The organism is Actinomadura sp. 1N219, assembly GCF_044326405.1.
In the GTDB taxonomy this organism is placed as follows: Bacteria; Actinomycetota; Actinomycetes; order Streptosporangiales; family Streptosporangiaceae; genus Spirillospora.
Genome location: NZ_JBIRAY010000001.1, coordinates 227,851 through 241,504 on the forward strand (window position 1 = coordinate 227,851; position 13,654 = coordinate 241,504).

Sequence of the window (13,654 nt, forward strand, 5' to 3'; positions counted from 1 at the left end):
ATGAGGTGTTCGGCGCCCAGTGCCCTACCACTCCATGTTTGCCCGGCGAGACCGTTGGCGATCGCCGTCGCTCCGGCCGCCTTCGCTGTTCCGGCTTGGACGCCGAGGGGATCGAGGAGCCCTGGAAGTGAGCAGGCTTGCACCTCCGTCCAACCGTCGGAGCCGGGACGGTGGGGGTCGAAGGGCGAGGTCAGAGGCTCAACTAGTCCCGCTTCGCCCGGACGAGAAAGGTGGCGAAGGCGCGGGGCGTGAGGGTGAGGTGGCCAGCGTCTGGGGTCTTGCTGTCTCGGATGCCGATGGACGTTCCTACGGCGGCAACCTCAACGCAGTCGGACTGAGTCGAGGTGCTCCCGCTGTGGCTGGACTTCCGCCACCTGGTCATTGCTCTCCTCAGTCGCGCAGCTCGTCGCGCTTCGCCTGGATGAGGAGGGCGGCGAAGGCGCGGGGGGTGAGGGTGAGGTGGCCGACGTTGGGGGCCTTGCTGTCTCGGAGGGCGATGCCGTTGGGGAGTTGCGCTAGTTCCACGCACTGCTCGGAGGTGCCCTGGGTGCTGTGGCTGCTCTTGCGCCAGGTGAATGAGCTCACGCCTCCTCCTAAATAGGCAGGTCGTCTCGCTTCGCCTGCGTGAGGAGTGCGGCGAAGGCTTCGGGGGTGAGGGTGATGTGGGGGGCTTCCGGGGCTTTGCTGTCCCTGATGCCGATGGACGTGCCTAGATCGGCGACCTCTACGCAGTCGGACTGGGTCGAGGTGCTCTCGCTGTGGCTGGACTTCCGCCATGTGATCATGAAAACCGCTCCATCATCTTGATGAGCACGTTCAACGATTCGTCCTTGGGTAGTGCCACGTCCCCGATGAGGTCGTACCACACCCGGTATGAGGCTATATCGGTCGCATCCTGGACAAGTCGCCCGCCCCCGTGAGCGGCGGCGTAGACCGTGTCCGAGTTGTCCGCAGTCATGATCTTGAAAGAGCCATCGCGACCTGGGTGCGCGCCCGCACTTCTCGGGACGAGCCTGATGGTGATGTGGGGGAGTTTGGCCATCTCCACAAGGTGGGCGATTTGCTCGCGCATGATCGTTGTCGAGCCGACCGGTTGTTCTATGACGCCCTGGTCGAGGATTACCCACACTCGGGGGCGGGGCTTGCGGAGGAGGCACTCCTGGCGTTTGAGGCGGGACTTGATCCCTTCCTCTGCGTCTTCCACGCCTGCCGCCTCGAACATGGCCCGGATGTAGCCCTCGGTCTGAAAGAGGCCGGGAACCCAGCCGAGCGCCCAGATGCGGAGTTCCGAGGACCTGGATTCAAGATCCAGGTGCTTCTTGAACCACTCGACGTCGTGTCCGGCCTTGGCGAAGTTCACCAGGCGTCGGAAGAAGCCTCCCAGTTCCCATGTGCTGTCGATCTTGATTGCGTGGGCCGCCTGGAGTTTGGTGTCCCCCGATTCAACACGTGCGACTAGTGAGCGGTCTCGTTCGATGATGTCGCCCACAGCGGCGAGTGACAGGTCGCGTTCAAGGCGATGTCTTCGCAGCTCAGCGGCTATGAAGTCCCAGAGATTGTTGTCCGGGTCGAATCCCGTCCGGGTGCGCATCCTTCTCCTTTCGGTGTTGAGCTTGGTGAATTCCCGTAGTCAACATATGGCAGCCGGAGGCAGTCTTGTCCTGGAAACGCGAAAGAAAGGAGGCAGGAGAAATGGTGGCCAAGGTTGCCAAGTCGGGCGAGTTGGACATTTCTTGTCGGGCTTCGCGGACGGTGCCGGGGATGGTGCGGTCGTTGATCGAATTCCGGCTTGCCGAATGGGGGCTGGAGCGGGTCGCGGGCGATGTGCTTTTGATCGCTGGTGAGATCGTCGCGAATGCGGTGCGGAGCACGCCGGATCTGGAGATTCGGGTTCGGTTCACGCGGGAGGTGCGCGCCGTCGTGCTGGCGGTGTGGGACTCGGGCGAGGACTTGCCCGTCGTCCGGCCGGTCGTGGAGATGACGTTGGACGACATCGAGCCCGACGCGTGCGCGCTGGAGCCGGGGCATGAGGAGGGTGGACGGGGGCTTCAGATCGTTCTGGGGCTGGCGTCCGACTGCGGGGTCAGGGAGACCGCGCCCGTCGGGAAGTGGGTGTGGGCGGCGGTCGCGTGCTGATCCGGTTCCGGACGTGGCGGGGGCGGCGGACGTCCATGCGGTATCTGGACGTGCTGGCGCTCGCGGTCAAGGTGCACGGGTGGCGGTGCGTGAAGCTGTACGGGCGCGAATCCCCCCGGCCCCTGCTCTGGGTCTACGCGAGCGGCGTCGCCGAGGACGTCGGGGTGGTGATCGGGGTGCGGCTGTACTCCGGGTGGATCTGGGCCTACCACGACGTCCGGCGGGGGACGGCCGGCTACCTCTACCCGTGTGGAGACGCCAAGGCGGCGGCCGAGCAGGTCGACTTGCTGTTGAGGCACCGCATTTACCCGTCCACCTGGTGAGTCAGGGCAGTAGGCGGCGGAGGCGGCGGGCTGTTCGGTGGAGGGTAGACGGGTGTGGTGTGAGGCGGGCCAGGGCGAGTGCTGCTTCTGCGCCCGCCTGGGCGGTCTCTTCGGGGGTTGGTGGGTTCGACTGGTCGGTGGTGGGGCGTAGGTCGTTGATGTCGCCTATGAGGTGGGCGGGTGTTGCTTGGAGGGCGGTTAGGTCTTCTTCTGTCCATTCGGTTAGGCGGGGGTGCCAATTGGGTGGGATGCTGACTTTTCCGCCGCGGTGGTGGCGGGTTTGGAATCTTTCGGTGATGGTTTGTCTTATTCGGTCTGCTTCTCTTTTGGGGGAATTCAGGGTGGCGTTGAGGGATGCGAGGATTAGGGTTTCTGGGGCCGTTAGGCCGGTGTGGGATTCTTTGGTTAGGGGCGCTTGGGCTAGGGCGGGGATGTTGATTGCTTGAGTGAAGCGTTGCCAGAGGAGGTGCGGAGGGGTGCCGGGTGTGGTTACTAGGGAGATTTTGGTTGCGCTTGATTTTGTCCAGCGTTGTACCAGTTTGTTTAGGGTGAATGCTCGCCAGATGTGGGCGGACGGGTCGTCTTCCAGGTTCTTTTTCCGGTGGCGGGCGAGGGTTTCCAGGTAGTCGTTGAAGCTGGTGCTGTTGCCGTTGCGGATGTGCTGCTGCCATAGGGACGGTAGGGCGCGGTCCAGGCTCCGGGCTGTGATGACGACTTCTATGTCGTCGGCGTCCAGGCAGGTCAGGAGGTGGCGGATGGCGGGCGTCCGGATGACGGAGAGGGCCTCGGCGGAGAGGATCACCGTGCCGGGCCACGTTTTTGTCTGGTTGAGGACGTCCTGCCAGGACGTTGATTCCTTGGCTGCGCGTGTGTCCGACACCCAGGGGTATTCGGTGCCCAGGAGGCCGTAGGTCGACCATTCGTGGTTGGGCACGGTTCGTTTGCCGCGCGTCCAGTCGCGGGGGACGGGGTAGCAGGTGCCTGCTTCGGCCAGTTCCTTCTGGTTTGCGTGCAGCATGTGTTGCAGGAACGTCGTTCCTGATTTCTGCAAGCCGATATGCAGGACGATCTTCGAGGCCATGGGTCCATCCGGATGGTGACACAGCGTTATCTACTGTGCCATCCGTCCTGGATGAAACTGTGGAACGTCAGGGGTGCGCGGTTGTGGTGACCGTTTTGCCCAGGGCGCTGCCGCTCGTCCATTTGGCGAAGGGGAGTTGCCAGTAGCCCCAGCCGTTCCACCAGGCGAGGCTGCGCTTGGTGCCGGTGATGGTGACGATGTCGCCGCGGTACGACCAGCCGTAGAACCATCTGGCGTCCTCGCCGGGCGAGCGGACGCAGCCGTGGCTGCAGTTGCGCCGCCCCAGGCAGGACGGGTCGTCCATGTTCTGGTGGATGTACTCGCCGCTGTTGGAAATGCGGGTGGCCCACGGGACCTTCTCGTCGTACCAGCCGGGGTCGCCCTTCTTCTTGCCCGGCGGGCGCATGCGCTCGATTCGGCTGCGGTCCATCGTGAGGTGGACGCCGCTGGTCGTGAGCAGCGTGTCGACGCCGTCCTTCTGCACGTCGCCGCCGCTGCCGAGGCTGACGCCCCACGTCCGGACGGTGCGTCCGTTCTTCTTGACGACGGCGCGGTGCGTCTTGGCGTTGATGTTGACGGTGTGCGAGTCGCCGATCTGGAACGTGCGCGTCACGTCGCGGTCGCCGAAGACGTCGTCGCCGATCTTCAGGCCCGCGTAGTGGACGGTGACCGTCACCTTCTGGCGCGGCTTCCATGGGCGCTTCGGGCGGAAGACGACGGAGGGGAGGCCGTTGAAGGATTCGCCGGGCGCCAGCCAGCGCCAGGCGCCCTCGGTCGGGGTGGACGACGAGATCTCGATGCTGCGCTCGATCGCCGCCTTGGCCTTCTCGGGGACGGCCTTGTTGAACTGGACGAAGACCGGCATTCCGGTGCCGACCGTCTCGTTCTGGCTCGGGACGACGTTGTTCACGCGGGTCGCGGCGGTGGCGCGGCTGGCGCGGAACGCGCTGGTGGCGGTGGTGGACTTGCCCTTCGGGGACGTCGCGGTGGCCGACACCTGGTAGCTGCCGCCCGGCCGCAGCGTCCACGTGGAACGCCATTTCGTCTTGTCGGCGGAGAGGGTGCCGGGGACGTCCGCGCCCTTCAGCTTGACGGAGACCTGGCCGAGCGTGCCGCCCGCCGCGGTGACCGTCACGCCGCCGTCCGGACGGGCCTTGGCGTCGCCGTTCGCGGGGGCGATCGTCACCTTCGGGGAGCCGTCGTCGCCGCCCTTCGCGGTCGTCCCGCCGCCTCCGTCGCCGCCGCCGCATGCCGCCGCCAGGCCCAGGACCAGGGCCATCGCCAACGCCTTACCTCGCACCGCTCTCCCTCATCAGCCCGCCGGGCCCGCGCCACGGCGGGACGGCAACAAGATCGCTTACGGAACGGCCCTCGCGTCGCCGGACCGCGCGGTCGCGGGCGGCGGGTTCTCGGCGTCCGATCACTTGTAACGTCCATGGTCCCGCGAAGGTTCGCCTCCGGTGGGCGGTTTTCAGATCTTTTCACGGCCGGGGCGGGGCCGGGCTGCGTGCCCGGGCGCCGCCGTCTCCTGGACGCGGGCGGATGAAAATGGCTCAATCGGGCCAAGCAGGAAATGCGCTGGAATTGGTTCCAGATTGGCGTTCGCTTTGACGTGCCGATGAGCATTCTTGGGGACGTTCTCGCAGGTGATCCGCCCGGTCTTGATCTTCTATTCAAGATTGTGGTGGCGGCGGTTAAAAGCGGCGATCCGTGTCGGGACGCGCTGCGATGCTGGGTCGTGGCCGCCCGCGACGGCCCCGTCAGGTCACCTCCCGGTGAGTTCTTGTCTGTGAAGGGACGCGCGATGAGAGCCCAGGGGCTGAGTCCTTCCATCGACTCGGGCGCCCCTGCGGATCTCATTTCCGTCGACGGCCCGGCCGTGCTCGCTCCGGCCGTTCCGTATCGGCGCGGCGTCACGGGGGCGCGAATTCTCGCCGTCCTGTATCCGGTGTGGCTCGCGGTGGTGGACGGCTGGGCCATGGCGGCCGCCGTGTTCTTTGTGTTGCCGGCTTCGGGTGCCGCGTTGCCCGGTGCGGCGGCCGTGATGGTGATCGTGTTCAACGCCTGCGGCGGGCTCTATCGGACGCGTCGCAGCCCTTCGCTTCTCGCCGATGCGTCGCCGATCGTCGTGCGGGCGCTGGTTGTGGGGGCGTTCGCGGTGGTGGTGAGCGTGGACGTGGCGGGTGACGCCGTTGTCGCGTGGATGTGGATTGCCGCCATTGCCGGGACGTCGGCGCTCGGTGCGCGGGCGTTCGCCAACGCGGCGATGAGGACGTACCGGTGCCATCGGACGCGGGCGCGTCCGGCGCTGATCGTCGGGACGGGCGGGATGGCCGCGCATCTGGCCGGGATCCTGCGGGAACGGGGGGAACTCGGGCTCGCGGCGGTCGGGCAGGTGACGGCGGGGCTCCCGGCGGCAGGGCTCCCGGCGGACGGGCTTTCCGCGGAGGGGCTTTCCGGCGGGCCTGGTGCGGTGCCTGTTCTCGGGGAGACTTCTGATCTGCCTTCGCTTGTCGAGCGGCACGGGGTCGACACGCTGGTCGTGATCGCGGAGGACGTCCACCCGAACCAGCTGGGCACCGTGCTGCGCATCTCGTTCGGGCTGCCGTGCGAGACGCTCCTCGTCCAGCCGCCGTCGGACGTCGTCCCGGTCGCGGTGGCGCGGCGGGAGCATCTCGCCGGGCTGCCGTGCGCGCGTGTCGACTGGCGGCTTCGCGAGCCGTCCGCGCGGTGTGCGAAGCGGCTGCTCGATCTCGTCGTCGGTTCGGTGATCTTGTGCGCGGCGCTGCCGGTGATCGCGGTGTGCGCGGCGGCGGTGCGGCTGGAGGGCGGGCCGGGCGTGGTGTTCCGGCAGCGGCGGATCGGGCTCGGCGGTGAGGAGTTCGTCCTGCTGAAGTTCCGGACGTTGCGGAAGGTGGACGAGCGCGAGTCGGACACCCGCTGGACTGTCCGGGACGACGAGCGGATCGGGCGGGTGGGGCGGTTTCTGCGGGCCACGTCCTTGGACGAGCTTCCGCAACTGTGGAATGTCATTCGTGGCGACATGAGTCTTGTGGGGCCGCGTCCGGAGCGGCCGCATTTTGTGGAGCAGTTCTCCCGGACCTGTCCCGGGTACATGCTGCGGCATCGCGTTCCGGCCGGGATGACGGGGTGGGCGCAGATCCACGGGTTCCGGGGGGACACGTCCATCGAGCTGCGGGCCAGGCTCGACAACCACTACATCGACCACTGGTCGTTCAGCGGCGACCTCAAGATCCTGCTGCTGACCGTCCGGGCGATGATCTTCCGGGACGCGGGATGACGGCGCCCGCCGCCCCGCCCCTCGACGCCCGTCCGGCGGGCGCTCGTCCGGGGGGTGCTCGTCGGCTGGTCGGGCGGCCTTGCTGGCTGGTCGCCGCCGCCGTGATCAGCGTCGGGATCCCGCCCGGCGCGGAGGTGGTCGGCGACGGGATGGAGGTCACCGCCGGGGACGTCGCCGGTGTTCTGCTGGTGCTGGTGGCGACGTTGCTGCTGGTCGTGGGGCGGGTCGCGATGCCGCGCGCGGCGCTGCTCGCGTTCGGGCCGCTGGTGGCGGGGCTCGGGATCAGCACGGTGTGCTCCGCCGATATCGCGTCCAGCCTGCCCGGGTTCGTCCGGGACGTGCAGATCTTCGTGCTGGTGCCGCTGGCCGTCCTGCTGCTCGTGCGGGACCGTCGCGACTTCGCGATCGTGTGCTCGTCGGTGCTCGTCCTCGGGTTCTGGGAGGCCGGGTACGGGATCTGGCAGTCGGTCACCGGGAACGGCGCGTCGATGGGCGGCGCGTACATCCGGGCTGTCGGGACGTTCGGTGCGGGCAACGTGATGGGGATGTCCGTCGTCGTCGGGATGGCGTTCCTGACGCTGACGGCTTTCGCGTTGTTCGCGCCTAGGCGGGGCCTTGTCGCGGCCTGTGCTGCGTTGGGCGGGCTTGGGGTGTTGGGTGTTGCGCTGGCCTTTTCGCTGAGTCGCGGTACGTGGATCGCGTTGGGTGTTGCTGCTGTCCTCACCCTGGTGCTTTTCGACCGGTGGACGGCGGTCAAGGTGCTGGCCTGCTGCGCCTCGCTCCTGCTCGTCTTGGTCGTTGGCGGGGGTGTGGGTGGCGGGTCGCAGGTCGTTGTCGAGCGGTCCAAGACCCTGGTCGGTTCTGTCAGCGACCCCGACCAGTCGGTGGACGACCGGTACAGCTTGTGGGCGGCGGCCGTCCGGATCTGGGAGGACAATCCCGGCACGGGCGTCGGCCTGAAGAACTTCCCGGCTTTTCGGGACGCTTATGCCGGGATCGAACTGTCTTCCGGTAGCGAGACCGATGACCCCGTCCATGGGTACTCGCGGCAGCCGCTTCTGTCGCCGCACAGCGAGTATCTGCTGTTCCTGTCTGAACAGGGCGCTGTGGGTTTCGCGGGGTTCGCGGCTTTGATCGGTGTCGTCGTTGCTGGGCTGTGGAGGCGGCGCAGTGCTCGCGACCCGTTCTGGTTCGCGAGCGTTGGGCTGATGACGTTCCTGCTGGTCAATTTCCTGTACGCCGACTTGGGCGGGCCTACGTGCGCGCTGGCGGCGATTGTTCTCGGGGTCGTCGCGTCCCGCGCTTTTGGGGCGGTGCGCGAATGACCTCCGCCACGACCTCTGCAAGGGCGTCCGCCGGGAACTTCGCCGGGTCGTCCGTTGGACGGGCCGCCATGTTGTCCGGCGTGTTGATCGCCGCCGGGACCGGGCTCGGGTTCCTCCGCGACCTGCAGATGGCGCACCTGTTCGGCGCCAGCGGCAGCACGGACGCGTTCCTCGTCGCGTGGACGATCCCCGAGACCGTCTCGCCGCTGCTCATCGAGGACGCCATGGCCCTCCTCATGATCCCCGCGGTCACCCGGCTCCTCGCGCGCGGCGGCGGGCTGCGTCCGCTGGTCGGGACGACGCTGCCGCGCATGATCCTCGGCCTGTCGATGGTCACGGTCGCGATCGTCGTGGCCGCGCCGGTGCTGGTGGACGCGCTCGCCCCCGGCCTCACCGAGCGCGGCCCGGCGATCGAGTGCGTCCGGCTGACGGCGATCACCGTGGTGACGTTCGGCGTCGCGGGATTCATGAGCGCGACATTGCGCGCCCACCACAGATTCGGGCCGCCCGCCGCGATCTATCTGGCGTACAACGTGGGCATCCTCGCGCTGATCGCGGGGCTTTCGGGGGCCGTCGGCGTCACGAGCGCGGCGATCGGCGTCGCGTGCGGCAGCGTTCTGATGATCGCGATTCAGGGGCCCGCCTTCGTCCGGTGCCTGCGTGAATCCCGGCCCCGCGTGGCGGGCGGCGTGCAGGACGCCGATGTCTGGATGGGGCTCGCGGCCGCCGCGCCGGTCGTCGTGTACACGGTGACGCGGCAGGCGCAGGTGTTCGTCGAGCGGTTCTTCGGGTCGGAGCTGGCCGCCGGGTCGATCTCGCACCTCAACTACGCGCAGAAGGTCGCGCAGGTGCCGATGATCCTGTCGCTGATGATCGTCACGGTGACGTTCCCGCGGCTCGCCCGCGCGTCGGCGGACGGCGACACCGGGCTCGTCGCGCGCCGCATCCAGCAGGATCTCGCCGTCGCGAGCGCGATGGTGCTGGCCGCGACCGCGTTCCTCATCGCCTTCGCGCCCGTCGTGACCAAGGTGCTGTTCGAGCACGGCGCGTTCACGGCGGCGGACACGCGCAGCACCGCGTCCGTCATGCGCGTCTACGCCCTCGGACTCTGGGGGCAGATGGCGGTCGGGCTCGCCGCGCGGGCGTTCTTCGCGCAGCGCAGGCCGACGTGGCGGCCCGCGGCCGTGCTGTTCGGGGGACTCGCGGTGACCGCCGCGATCGGGGGCGCGTTCGCCGCGTCCGCCGGGACGGTCGCGCTGGCCGCCGCGAACGCCGCCGGGATCACGCTCGCCGCCGTCCTGCTGCTGGCCGGGCTGCGCGCGGGCGTCGCGCCGGTCGCGCTCCGGCGGATCGCCGCCGACGTGGCGCGGCTCGTGCTCGCCGCCGCCGGGGCCTGCGCGGCCGCGTTCGCCGTCGCGGGCGCGACCGGTGGACGCGTGCCGGAGATCGTCCAGCTCGCCGCCGGGGGGCTGGCGACCGCGGCGGCGTTCGCCGTTCTGATCGTCCTGGCGGGACCCGGCCTCGTCGCCTCCTGGCGCGGCCGTATCGAATCGGGGGAGACCAGTGAGCCATCCGACCGAACCTGCACGAGTGACCGAACCGGCGCCCGCGCGCCCGGCGGAGGAGATCCGGCCGGCGCCGCTGGTGCTGATGTACCACTCGGTCGATCACTTCGATGAGGACCCGCACCTGGTGACGGTGTCGCCCGCGCGGTTCGAGCGGCAGCTCGCCTGGCTGCGGGCGCGGGACCTGCGCGGCGTCGGCATGCGCGAGCTGCTGGACGCGCACGCCGCCGGACGGGGCCGCGGCCTCGTCGGGCTCACGTTCGACGACGGCTACGCCGACTTCGCGACGCGGGCAGTCCCGGCGCTGCTGCGGTACGGGTTCGGCGCGACGGCGTTCATCGTGTCCGGACGGATCGGAACCTACAACGCCTGGGACGACGGGCCGCGCAAACCCCTCATGACCGCCGACCAGATCCGCACGGTCGCGGGCGCGGGTATCGAGGTCGCGTCGCACGGGCGGCACCACGTCTCGTTGCCCCGGACGGACGACACCGAGCTGCGCGAGGAGCTGGAGGAGAGCCGGGCGGCCCTGGAGGAGCTGGTGGACGGGCCGGTCACCGGGTTCGCCTACCCGTACGGGCACGCCACGTCCCGCGAGATCGACGCGGTGCGCGCCGCCGGATACGACTACGCCTGCGACATCACACCGGACGAGCCCAGCCGGCACGCGCTGCCCCGCACCTACGTCGGCGACCGGGACGGGCCGCTGCGGATGCGGGCCAAAGTCGTCCGGCACGAGCTGCGCCGCCGGAGCCGCGTGTGACCCGCGTACTGCACATCATCACCGGGTTGGAGCACGGCGGGGCGGAGCGCCAGCTCGCGCTGCTGCTCCGCCACCTGCCTGTGGAGTGCGAGGTCGCGACGCTGACGCGGGCGGGCGCGGTCGGGGCGGAGATCCGGCGCGCGGGCGTGCCCGTCCATGAGATCGGCATGCGCGGGAACCGGGATTTCGCGGCGCTGCCCAGGCTCGCGCGGCTGATCCGGCGGGGGCGGTACGACGTCGTCCACACGCATCTTTACCGGGCGTGCGTCTACGGCCGCGTCGCCGCATGGATGGCCGGGACGCCTCGGATCGTCGCCACCGAGCATTCGCTGGGCGACGGGCATATCGAGGGACGTGCCGTGACGCGCGGCGTCCGGGCGCTGTACCGGGCGACCGAACGGCTCGGGACGGCGACCGTCGCCGTGTCGCCGACCGTCGCGGCCCGGCTGCGCGGCTGGGGCGTCCGGCCGGGACGGATCGTCGTGATCCCGAACGGGCTCGACGCCGCCGAGTTCGCGTTCGACGCCGCGCGCCGCGCCTCGACGCGGCGGCGCCTCGGCATCGGCCCGGACGAGCCGGTCGTCGGGGCCGTCGGACGGCTCGTCCCGACGAAGCGGTTCGACCTGCTGATCGAGGCGGTGGCGCGGCTGGACGGCGTCCGGCTGCTGCTCGTCGGGGCGGGGCCGCTGCGCGGAACGCTCCAACAGCTTGCCCGCGACGCGGGGGTCGCCGTTCATTTCGCGGGCGGGACGTCGGACGTGGCGGGTGCGCTCGCCGCGATGGACGTGCTCGCGGCGCCGTCCGTCCAGGAGACGTTCGGGCTCGGCGTCGTGGAGGCGCTGGCCGCCGGGCTGCCCGTCCTCTACACGACGTGCCCGGCCCTCGACGATCTTCCGCCCGGGGAGGCGGTCGTGGAGGCTCGGCGGCTGCCGTCCGACGCGCGGGTCTGGGCCGAGGAGATCCGCCGCGCCGTCCACGCGCCCAGGGACAGGACGCGCGTGCCGCCGGTCGTCACCGGGCGGTACGCCATCGCCGAGCAGGCCGCCGAGCTCACCCGGCTCTACCGTCCGGAGCCGCTGGGCAGCGGGGTCATTCCGATGCGAGAAAGGGCTCAAGATGCCGCAACGTGACGCCGAGCAGAGACCGCCCGGTATGGGGCGCAGGCGAAGACCGGTTGCTGCGCTGCCCCGGTGGTGCGGGCCGTCCATTGCGTTCGTCCTGGCCGGGGTGCTCGGCGGGCTCGGATACGGCCTTTACGCGCCCGCCACCTACACGGCGAATGCGTTCGTCCTGGTCGTGGACGACGTCGGGCCCGACCGGGCCGGTCCGGCGGCGTTGAGCTTCGCGCAGCTTTACGGACGGCTCGCGCCACTTGAGGAGACGCTCCGCTACTCCGAGCTTCCGCTGCCGGACGCGCCGCCCGGCTCCACGCGCGAGCACGTCCGGGCGTCCACGTCGCCGGACACGCCGGTGATCAAGCTGGCCGGGAGCGGGCGGACGTCGCGCGAGGCCGCCGCTTTCGCCAACGGCGCCGCCGACGCGCTCGTCCGGTACGGGACGTCCCACCGGGCCGACACCGGCGTCCGCGTCGCGCCGATTGGCCATGCGGCGCCGCCTGCCACGCCGTCGTCGCCGAACCTGCCGCTCGGCGTCGCGGTCGGCGCGGCGTCGGGGGTGCTGCTCGCCGGGTTGAGCGCGGCCGTGCTGAGCGCGCGGCGGCGTCCGGACGGGGGCGCGGATCTGCGCGATGCGTCCGGGCCGGAGGCCGTCGTCCCGGGCGGGACGCCTGCCGAGCGCGTCGAGGAGGGTTCGTGACGACCCGCGCCGCCCGCCGACGGTCTGCCGCGCATGCATGACCCTTACGGCGTGGCGGCGCCGGGCGGTTCCACGCCGGGTGGTTCCACGCCAGGCGGTTCCACGCCGGTCCGGGTGCTGCACGTCAGTCAGCCGAACGCGGGCGGTGTCGCCGTCTACGTCGGTCAGGTAGTCAGCGACCAGCGCAAACGCGGCTGGGAGGTGGCGGTCGCGTGCCCGGCGGGCGGCGACCTGCCCGCGCGGTGCGCCGCGGCGGGCGTGCCCTGGTTCAACTGGCCCGCCGGACGCGGCCCCGGCCCGCGGACGCCGCTGGAGTCCCTCGGCCTCCGCCGCCTGGTGAAGAGCTTCGGGCCCGACGTCGTCCACCTGCACTCCGCGAAGGCGGGCCTGGCGGGACGGCTGCTGCGCCGCCCGCACGGCACGCCCACGATCTTCCAGCCGCACGGCTGGTCCTGGCTCGCCGCGACCGGACGGCAGGACGCCCTCAGCCGCCGCTGGGAACGGCTCGCCGCCCGCTGGAGCGACGCGCTGGTCTGCGTCGGGGTCGGAGAGCTGCGGGAGGGGATGCGCGCGGGCGTGCGCGGGCCGTACCGGCTCGTCCGCAACGGCGTGGACCGCCGCCGGTTCGGGCCCGCCGACGCCATCGCCAGGCTGGGCGCGCGGACCCGGCTCGGCCTGCCCGCCGGGGTCCCGCTCGCCGTCTGCGTCGGCCGGCTGACCAGGCAGAAGGGGCAGGACGTCCTGGTCGCGGCGTGGCCGGGCGTCATCGCGCGGTGCCCGTCCGCGCGGCTCGCCATCGTCGGGGACGGCGAGGACCTGGACGCGCTCCGCCGCGAGCGGGCGGCGGGCGTGCTGTTCGTCCCGGCCGTGCGGGATCCGCGGGACTGGCTGGCGGCGTCGAACGTCGTCGTCCTGCCGTCCAGGTGGGAGGGGCTGCCGCTGACCGCGCTGGAGGCCCTCGCCACCGGGCGGCCCCTCGTCGGGACGGACATTCCCGGCATCGCCGAGGTCGTCCGTCCCGGGATCGGAGCGCTCGTGCCCGCGGACGATCCCGCCGCGCTCGCGGACGAGGTCGCCCGCCGCCTCCTCTACCCGGGCATCGCCGAGAGCGAGGGCCGCGCGGCGGCCGCCGTCTCCGCCGCCTACGACGTCTCCCGGACGGTCGCGCTGCTCGCCGCCGTCACCCGCGACGTCGCCGGGCTCCCCGGCGTCCCCGACGAGACCCCGGCCGACGTTCTGGACGTCTTCGGTGGAATGTCCGATGCCGAACGCGTCCTCGATCGCACATTTTAACCAGCGCGGCTGAATAGCGGACAGAAAGGAAGCGTCCTTTCGCCGGTATCCG

15 protein-coding genes are annotated in these 13,654 nt (G+C 70.5%); 9 read left to right on the forward strand and 6 right to left on the reverse strand.

Annotation, left to right across the window (positions count from 1 at the left end; genetic code table 11):
- Positions 1 to 202: 202 nt before the first annotated feature.
- From ACH35V_RS01140 to ACH35V_RS01155, 4 genes are read right to left on the reverse strand one after another with little or no spacing between them, the layout of a single operon-like run.
- Positions 203 to 382, reverse strand: a complete 180-nt coding sequence (locus ACH35V_RS01140) for a DUF397 domain-containing protein (protein ID WP_395969591.1) — start codon at positions 380 to 382, stop codon at positions 203 to 205.
- A gap of 8 nt (positions 383 to 390) precedes the next feature.
- A complete protein-coding gene (locus ACH35V_RS01145; RefSeq protein ID WP_395969592.1) occupies positions 391 to 585 on the reverse strand; it encodes a DUF397 domain-containing protein in 195 nt (64 codons plus the stop codon).
- 8 nt (positions 586 to 593) lie between these two features.
- Entirely contained in the window at positions 594 to 785 is a 192-nt protein-coding gene (locus ACH35V_RS01150) for a DUF397 domain-containing protein (RefSeq protein ID WP_395969593.1), read from the reverse strand.
- A complete protein-coding gene (locus ACH35V_RS01155) occupies positions 782 to 1,591 on the reverse strand; it encodes a Scr1 family TA system antitoxin-like transcriptional regulator (RefSeq protein WP_395969594.1) in 810 nt (269 codons plus the stop codon). The genes ACH35V_RS01150 and ACH35V_RS01155 overlap by 4 nt, the downstream gene beginning before the upstream one ends.
- 104 nt (positions 1,592 to 1,695) lie before the next feature.
- On the opposite strand from ACH35V_RS01155, the gene ACH35V_RS01160 reads away from it, so the two are divergent.
- Both ACH35V_RS01160 and ACH35V_RS01165 read left to right on the forward strand, forming a co-directional pair.
- Positions 1,696 to 2,136, forward strand: coding sequence for an ATP-binding protein (locus ACH35V_RS01160; RefSeq protein ID WP_395969595.1), 441 nt, complete (start codon positions 1,696 to 1,698; stop codon positions 2,134 to 2,136).
- Positions 2,115 to 2,459 carry a hypothetical protein gene (locus ACH35V_RS01165; protein WP_395969596.1) on the forward strand — a complete coding sequence of 115 codons (345 nt, stop codon included), beginning with the start codon at positions 2,115 to 2,117 and terminating at the stop codon, positions 2,457 to 2,459. The genes ACH35V_RS01160 and ACH35V_RS01165 overlap by 22 nt, the downstream gene beginning before the upstream one ends.
- 1 nt (position 2,460) lies before the next feature.
- On the opposite strand, the gene ACH35V_RS01170 is transcribed toward ACH35V_RS01165, so the two are convergent.
- Both ACH35V_RS01170 and ACH35V_RS01175 read right to left on the reverse strand, forming a co-directional pair.
- A complete protein-coding gene (locus ACH35V_RS01170) occupies positions 2,461 to 3,540 on the reverse strand; it encodes a hypothetical protein (protein ID WP_395969597.1) in 1,080 nt (359 codons plus the stop codon).
- A 67-nt stretch (positions 3,541 to 3,607) separates the two neighbouring features.
- Complete coding sequence (locus ACH35V_RS01175) at positions 3,608 to 4,819, reverse strand: Ig-like domain-containing protein (RefSeq protein ID WP_395969598.1); 1,212 nt, start codon at positions 4,817 to 4,819, stop codon at positions 3,608 to 3,610.
- A 525-nt stretch (positions 4,820 to 5,344) separates the two neighbouring features.
- On the opposite strand from ACH35V_RS01175, the gene ACH35V_RS01180 reads away from it, so the two are divergent.
- The 7 genes from ACH35V_RS01180 to ACH35V_RS01210 all read left to right on the forward strand — a co-directional run bounded on the left by ACH35V_RS01180 (position 5,345) and on the right by ACH35V_RS01210 (position 13,602).
- On the forward strand, positions 5,345 to 6,841 hold the full coding sequence (locus ACH35V_RS01180) for a sugar transferase (protein ID WP_395969599.1): 1,497 nt from the start codon (positions 5,345 to 5,347) through the stop codon (positions 6,839 to 6,841).
- Between the two features lie 149 nt (positions 6,842 to 6,990).
- Positions 6,991 to 8,166, forward strand: coding sequence for an O-antigen ligase family protein (locus ACH35V_RS01185; protein ID WP_395969600.1), 1,176 nt, complete (start codon positions 6,991 to 6,993; stop codon positions 8,164 to 8,166).
- Complete coding sequence (locus ACH35V_RS01190) at positions 8,163 to 9,845, forward strand: lipid II flippase MurJ (RefSeq protein ID WP_395969601.1); 1,683 nt, start codon at positions 8,163 to 8,165, stop codon at positions 9,843 to 9,845. The genes ACH35V_RS01185 and ACH35V_RS01190 overlap by 4 nt, the downstream gene beginning before the upstream one ends.
- A complete protein-coding gene (locus ACH35V_RS01195; RefSeq protein WP_395969602.1) occupies positions 9,757 to 10,494 on the forward strand; it encodes a polysaccharide deacetylase family protein in 738 nt (245 codons plus the stop codon). Before ACH35V_RS01190 ends, ACH35V_RS01195 begins: the two co-directional genes overlap by 89 nt.
- Entirely contained in the window at positions 10,491 to 11,624 is a 1,134-nt protein-coding gene (locus ACH35V_RS01200) for a glycosyltransferase (protein ID WP_395969603.1), read from the forward strand. Before ACH35V_RS01195 ends, ACH35V_RS01200 begins: the two co-directional genes overlap by 4 nt.
- Positions 11,611 to 12,309: a hypothetical protein gene (locus tag ACH35V_RS01205; RefSeq protein WP_395969604.1), complete on the forward strand. Its 699-nt coding sequence runs from the start codon at positions 11,611 to 11,613 to the stop codon at positions 12,307 to 12,309. Before ACH35V_RS01200 ends, ACH35V_RS01205 begins: the two co-directional genes overlap by 14 nt.
- 114 nt (positions 12,310 to 12,423) lie before the next feature.
- The gene (locus ACH35V_RS01210) at positions 12,424 to 13,602 is read left to right on the forward strand and encodes a glycosyltransferase (RefSeq protein WP_395969605.1); all 1,179 of its coding nucleotides are present in this window, start codon (positions 12,424 to 12,426) and stop codon (positions 13,600 to 13,602) included.
- Positions 13,603 to 13,654: the final 52 nt, after the last annotated feature.